Origin of the sequence: Trabulsiella odontotermitis, assembly GCF_001297775.1 — a bacterium.
In the GTDB taxonomy this organism is placed as follows: Bacteria; Pseudomonadota; Gammaproteobacteria; order Enterobacterales; family Enterobacteriaceae; genus Trabulsiella; species Trabulsiella odontotermitis.
Window position 1 is genome coordinate 1 of record NZ_LIFX01000027.1, and the last position, 6,819, is coordinate 6,819.

3 protein-coding genes are annotated in these 6,819 nt (G+C 56.2%); all 3 read left to right on the forward strand.

All coding sequences use genetic code 11. From position 1 onward, the window contains the following. Nucleotides 1-1,611 (forward strand): TolC family protein (locus AOY23_RS21200; RefSeq protein ID WP_152958668.1); only part of this gene is annotated, 1,611 nt, incomplete at its 5' end. Between the two features lie 459 nt (nt 1,612-2,070). After that, nucleotides 2,071-3,354 (forward strand): TolC family outer membrane protein, encoded by a 1,284-nt coding sequence (locus tag AOY23_RS21205; protein WP_054181212.1) that lies wholly within the window; start codon nt 2,071-2,073, stop codon nt 3,352-3,354. A 103-nt stretch (nt 3,355-3,457) separates the two neighbouring features. Continuing rightward, nucleotides 3,458-6,819 (forward strand): Ig-like domain-containing protein (locus AOY23_RS21210; protein ID WP_152958670.1); only part of this gene is annotated, 3,362 nt, incomplete at its 3' end.

Sequence of the window (6,819 nt, forward strand, 5' to 3'; positions counted from 1 at the left end):
GCGGTTCCGGCGATAACGCCACCACCCGCGCCAGTCAGCCCGCCACCAGTAGACAAGAACAGTACGCCGGAAGAGCGTTATGAGCGGATCACCGCGCCAGCGACCATCAGCACTACCGCGCCGGTGGCTGTGCGCAATACCGCGTCAACGCCGCCGCCGAAGAAAACAAAACCGGCATTCGTCCGGCGTGAGAATGTCGAAACCAAATCAGAAAACAGAGCGGTACTGAAGAAAAACTATGATTACTTCCCGCCTGTCACCGAATACTACAAGCCCGATCCGGCGTACAACAAAGTGCGCTGGCAGGGGCAGTCAGAGAGAAGCAGTGGCCCTCGCGACATCAGCGGTATGTCGCAACAGCAATTTAAGGCGTTAAGTGATAACCCATCGCGCGACTTTTTGCGTCAGATGGTGGTCAGAGCGCTGGCCTACAGCCCGGAAATGCGCGCCTCCTCCGCTGAAGTGCTGGCGATGGATTACAGCGTTGACCAGGCTCGCGGTCAGCGCTGGCCGCAGGTGAAACTGGGTGTGACCTCACCGTTCACGACTGTCGGCGGTGATACGTCCACCAACAACAATTCCCACATCAGCGATACCAGCGGTTCAGTAACGGTTTCCACACCGATTATCGACTGGGGGCGGATCAGCAGCCAGGTGGATAACGCGGAAGAAACAGCAAAATCCGCGCGTTACGACCAGGATCACTCCCGCGAACAACTGGCGTACAGCACCATCTCGGAACTGATGAACCTGAGTCGTTATCAGCACAGCCGGATGGTGGCGAAAGCCTATGTCGACAGGATGCAGGAACTGGTCACCATGTTGTCGCAAATCACCGAGGCGGACCCGGGACGCGACAGCGAGCTGGTGCAGGCAAAAGCCAAGCTGATGTCGGCGCAGGCAAATATGGACAACATCGAGCATCAGGTCAGCAGCAGCCGGATCAAACTGGTACGTCTGCTGGGTGCCGAGCCGGTGGTGCCGGAAAATATCTCCTGGCGCGACACGATTATCCCGGCCGACACCGCCATTGCTTCTCTGGACCGCAGCCCGATGATGATGAGCCTGCAGGCGAAAGTCCGGGCGGCGGAGCATGAAGCAGAAAGCATCAGAGCCTCCAGTCTGCCGCAGGTGAACTGGGTGATTTCAAAAAGCACCGCCAAAGACGTCAATGGCAATGAAAGCGGATGGTATACCGGGGTGAACGTGGAGTGGAATGCGTTCAGCGGCGGTTCCGAACGGGCAGCGCAGATGTCGGCGCGGGCAAGAGCCAATGCCGCGCAACAGCAATATGAAGTCAACTACCGCGACCTGGAATACCAGATTAATAACCAGATCCAGATCCGCGATTCTTCTTTCTTACGTGCCGATGATTACGATCGTCTCTCTGCCGAAACGGACCGCGTGCGGCAAATGTTTTATGAGCAGTGGTACCACCTCGGGAAAAGAACATTATTAGATGTGCTGACGGCAGAAAATGACCATTTTAATAACCAGCTGTCGGCAATAAATAACCGCTACGATGGTTATATTTCTAACATCAACGTTATTTCGAGCGCCTCCATGTTGCTCAACTGGGTCGGCATTAACAGAAATAATGCGGCGGAATAAGCGTCAGGGCCCGGAAGCGGCATGCTCTTTTGTTATTCAAATGTAAATTAAAATGTTTTTATTTGTTTAATTGTTGTTTGTTTTTAGTGTTTTGGCTTCAGGTTTCTGTGATCAAAGTTCTTAAATGGCCTTAAATGGCATCACAGCGCCTCCGGTCTGGATGCTTTTTATACAATTTTAGTACTCACCCCCCAACGTTTTGCGAGGTCACGCCGCAAGGGTAAGGCCTCGTTTTGCCTGTTATTTTTATTTCACCCCTCTTAACCCCGTTGTATTTAAGACGATATAAGCCTATTTCCCTTTTCTGTCACCCCGGCATCCTTCAAACTTGCGGCCATTCAACGCTGCCATGCAGTAATCGCTATTTAATCTTATGCCAGGTGTGAATATTCCGCCTGAATGTCATCAACTGTTTTCAGGAAGTTTATTTTGACTGCTCGTAATACCTTGCCATTAATAATGTTGTCGCTCTCGCTTTGGGGTACTGCATTTTCAGGTTTCGCCGCGCTGGCAAGCGTCGAACAAACCAATCTGAGAGAAAGTATTTTATTCGCGTTTGACCGCGATCCTTCTGTCAGCCAGCAGGCGGCACAGATGGGTATTGGTCAGGCGATGACCGACGAAGCAAAAAGCGGCTGGATGCCACAGATTGGCCTCACCGGTAGCACTGGCCACAGCCAGACAACAGACTCCAACGGTTCGCTGAAAAATTCCGCCTCCTGGGGACTGACGCTGACGCAACTGGTCTATGACTTCGGTAAGACCAACAACACGATTGCCCAGTCAGAAGCGCAGGAAGAAAGCTATCGCTATGAGCTGATGGCGACCCTTTCCGACGTGGCGGCAAAAGCCGCACTGGGTTATGTCGAAGTGAAGCGCTACAGCGAACTGGCGAATGCTGCCCGGGAGAACATCACGGCGCTGGAAAACATTCAGAAACTGGCGACGCTGCGCGCTACTGCTGGTCTCAGCTCCACCTCTGACACGCTGCAGACGCAAACCCGCATCGCCGGGATGCGCGCGTCGCTTGAGCAATATGAAGCGGCGTTGCAGAAAGCCAAAGCGGTACTGGCGGTGCAGACCGGCGTGAACGCGAAAAACTATGCTGAGCTGCCGGAAGCGCTCGAAGTGAATCAGACCTCAGTGGAAAACATCGATTACTCACGTATCCCGTCGGTACTGGCGGCGCAGGCGATGGAAACCTCGGCTGAGTTCGCTATCAGCAAGGCGAAAGCCCAGCACCTGCCGACCGTGAGTCTGAAAGCAGGCCGCACGCGTTATGAATCTGACAACCGCGCGTACTGGGACGATCAAGTGCAACTGAGTCTTGATGCGCCGCTGTATCAGGGTGGTGCGGTTTCCGCCCGCGTTCGTCAGGCGGAAGGGGCGAAAGCGATGGCCGCCTCTCAGGTGGATCAGGCGCGTTACGACGTGCTGCAGGAAGCCTCAGCGGCGATGGCCGACTGGACTGGCGCACGCGGTCGTGAAGATGCCGGTAAATTCCAGCTCGTGAACGCGATACAAACCCGTACCGTCTATAAGAATGAATATACGCTGAGTAAGAAAACGATTAATGACTTACTGAGCGTCGAACAGGATGTCTGGCAGGCAACCTCTGCAAAAATAAACGCGGAATATGATGGCTGGAGCGCGGCAATTAGTTATGCCACCGCCATAGATAATTTATTACCGCTGATTGGCATTGAAAAACATGCCACGGAAAAGCTTCCTGAAATTAATTAATTCAACCACATACCAGTATTAACGATTATCGCCAGGGATAGTCACGCATTGCGTGTGTCCGGCTCACACTGACACGGAATATATAACCTGCATGAACACTATTATGAACACGATGAAAACTGTAAATGTCGTTAACCGTGCGACTGCTAAAAAAACGGTATTAACGGGTGAAGGTAATCTTTCTGTCGCAGTTTCCGCGGCCTCCGTTATTGAAATTCAGGCGTCGGCACAGGATGTCGTGCGCTATGTCCGCCAGGGCAACGACTTATTAATTTATATGAAAGACGGCAGCGTGATTCGCTGCAACGGTTATTTCATTGAAGATCCAGAATCAAAACAGCACTCTGAACTGGTTTTCAGTGATGAAAACGGCTTAACGCACGTCACGTTCAACGATGTGGGTAACGTTTCTGATCTGAACGCCGTGGAACTGACGGCGCAGAGCACCCCGATTGACAGCATTGAGCCGCTGCTGAATGTCGCCGCAAGCGAAAGCGATACCCCGTGGGGATGGCTGGGTCTGGCGGCGCTGGGCGGCGGTGCGCTTGGCGCACTGTTTGCCAGCAACGGTGGTGACGGCAAAACCGAGACCGTCACTGAAACCGTGACCGAAACCGAAGTCGTCGATAACACGAAAATTACGCCGACCTACAGCGTGACGGATAAAAAGGGTGACAAACAGGGTGGGTTGTCAGCGAATGACACCACTGATGACAACACCCCGACCTTCAGCGGTACCGGGCAGCCGGGCGCTACCATCCAGGTTAAAGACAGCAACGGGAATACCATCGCCAGTGCCATGGTCGACAACAACGGCAACTGGACGGTGATGCTGCCGGTGCAGACTGACGGCCAGCACACCTGGTCCGTCGTGCAGATCCACGGCGACGAAACCACGTCAGCGGGCAATATCACGATCAACGTGGATACCACCACGGCGGTGATTTCTGTCGCGACCACGGCGGGTGACAACATTATCAATGCCAGCGAACATGCCGCTGGCTTTACGCTTTCCGGCGCCAGCCAGCATCTGGCACAGGGCACGACGCTCACCGTTTCACTGAACGGCAAAACCTACACCACGGTGGTGGGGGCGAACGGGGCGTGGCAGGTAGCGGTTCCGGCAGCCGACGCGAACGCGCTGGCTGACGGGAACTGGACGGTCACCGTCAGCGGCCATGATGCGGCAGGCAACGCCGTCACGGGCAGCCAGGCGATCACGGTGGATACCCAGGCGCCGCTACTGTCGGTCGATACCATTGCCCAGGATCAGGTCATCAACGCGGCAGAGCATAATGCGCCGCTGACCCTGAGCGGGAAAACCAACGCCGAAGCCGGACAGACCGTCACTCTGACGCTGAACGGTCACACTTACACCACCACCGTTGGCAACGATGGTACCTGGACACTGACCGTGGCGGCCAGTGATGCTCAGGCGCTGGCCGACGGCGATCACACGCTGACGGTGTCCGTCAGTGATAAAGCAGGCAACAGCAGCCAGACCACCGCGACAGTCGACGTGGATACCACCGCGCCGGTCGTCACCATCAACACCGTCGCAGGCGACGATATCCTGAACACCGACGAGCAGGGCGCGGCGCAGATCATCTCCGGTCGCGCGAGCGGTGCCGCGGCAGGCGATGTCGTGACCGTGCAGTTTGGTGACCAGACATTCACCGGCGTCGTCCAGGCGGACGGCAGCTGGAGCGTGGGCGTTCCGTCCTCGGTCTTAACCGCAATGAATAACGGTCAGCATGCCATCACCGTGACGGTCACCGACGCCGCAGGTAACGCGGGCAGCGCCTCACACAACGTCACGCTCAACAGCACGGCGATTAACTTCTCCGTGGATACCGTGAGCCAGGACAATGTGCTGAATGCACAGGAAGCCTTACAGCCGCTGACCTTAACCGGGACCAGTTCGCTGGCGGACGGCAGCACTGTAACGGTAATGCTGAACAACGTTGCTTACACCGCGACGGTAAATAACGGCGCCTGGTCTGTTCTGGTGCCGGTTACCGACGTGCTGAACCTCGCTAATACCGTTTATACCGTCACGGTAAGTGGCAGCGACACCACCGGTAATACCGGCTCGGCAAGCGGCTCTTTCCTTGTCGATACGACGCTGCCGCAGGTCGTTATTAATCCTTTTGCCAGCGATGACCTCGTTAACAACGCTGAAGCGAACAGCGATCAGTTGCTGAGCGGCCGTGTGACGGGCGCCGCCGCAGGCGATACGGTCACCATCACCGTTGGCGGCAACAGCTATACCGCCATCGTTGCCAGCGATCTGACCTGGCAGGTGACGATCCCATCAGGCGATCTTCTGGCGTTCGGCGACGGTGATCTGACCTTCACCGCGTCTGTGACTAACAGCCACGGCAACACCGGTACCGACGATCGCGATATCAACATCAACGCCTCTCTGCCGGGGCTGCGTGTCAGCACGCTGTCGGGCGATGACATCGTTAACGCCATCGAACAGCAGCAGGATCTGGTGATCACAGGTTCCAGCACCCATCTGGCGGCCGGAACGCTCGTTAACGTCACCATCAACAATATTACTTATCAGGCCGTTATCGACGACAATGGCAACTGGCAAATCGGTGTGCCGTCTGCGGATCTGCAGAACTGGAACGCCGGTCAGCTGGATGTTAACGCCAGCGCGCAGGACAGCTGGGGCAACCCGGTTGCAGCGAACACCGCGGTTGAACTCGACCTCAACCCGGTGGCGATCGCCATCGATACGGTTTCCACCGATGACATCATCAACGCCGCGGAAAAAGGCGCTGACCTGCTGATTTCGGGTCAGACGCAGGGCGTTGAGGCGGGTCAGACCGTGGTGATTCAATTCGCCGGTCAGACCTTTACCGCGCAGGTACAGGCTGACGGCAGCTGGAGCGTTACCGTTCCGGCAAATGCCATGTCAGCACTGACGGACAGCCGTGAGCACATCAGCGTTAGCGTGACGAACGTCAGCGGTAACACGGCTGATGCCGCGCATGTAGTGACGCTGGATACCGCTGCGCCGGTGATCTCTATCGATACCCTGGCCGTTGACGATATCCTCAATGCCACCGAAGCACAGGCCGATCTGACAGTCAGCGGGATGACCACCGCACAGGCCGGTCAGACTGTCACCGTGACGATTGGCGGTAACACGTATACAGCACTGGTGCAGGCGGACGGCAGCTGGAGCATCACTGTTCCGGCGTCTGAAGTTGCGGCCCTGACCGACGGTACTGCTGTGGTTACGGCTTCTGTGTCTGACATCGCCGGTAACCCGGCATCTGCCAGCCATAACCTGACGGTGGACACTGCGGCTCCGGTTGTCACCATCAACACTGTTGCCGGTGACGATATCCTGAACACCACCGAACACGGCCAGGCCCAGGTGATCAGCGGTTCTGCAACTAACGCTGCCGCTGGCGACACCGTGACGGTGACCCTGAACGGCAACAGCTA

Bases quoted from the DNA above. Each gene is read 5' to 3' on its own strand.
- AOY23_RS21205 (WP_054181212.1), top strand. From the start codon at position 2,071: ATGTTGTCGCTCTCGCTTTGGGGTACTGCATTTTCAGGTTTCGCCGCG.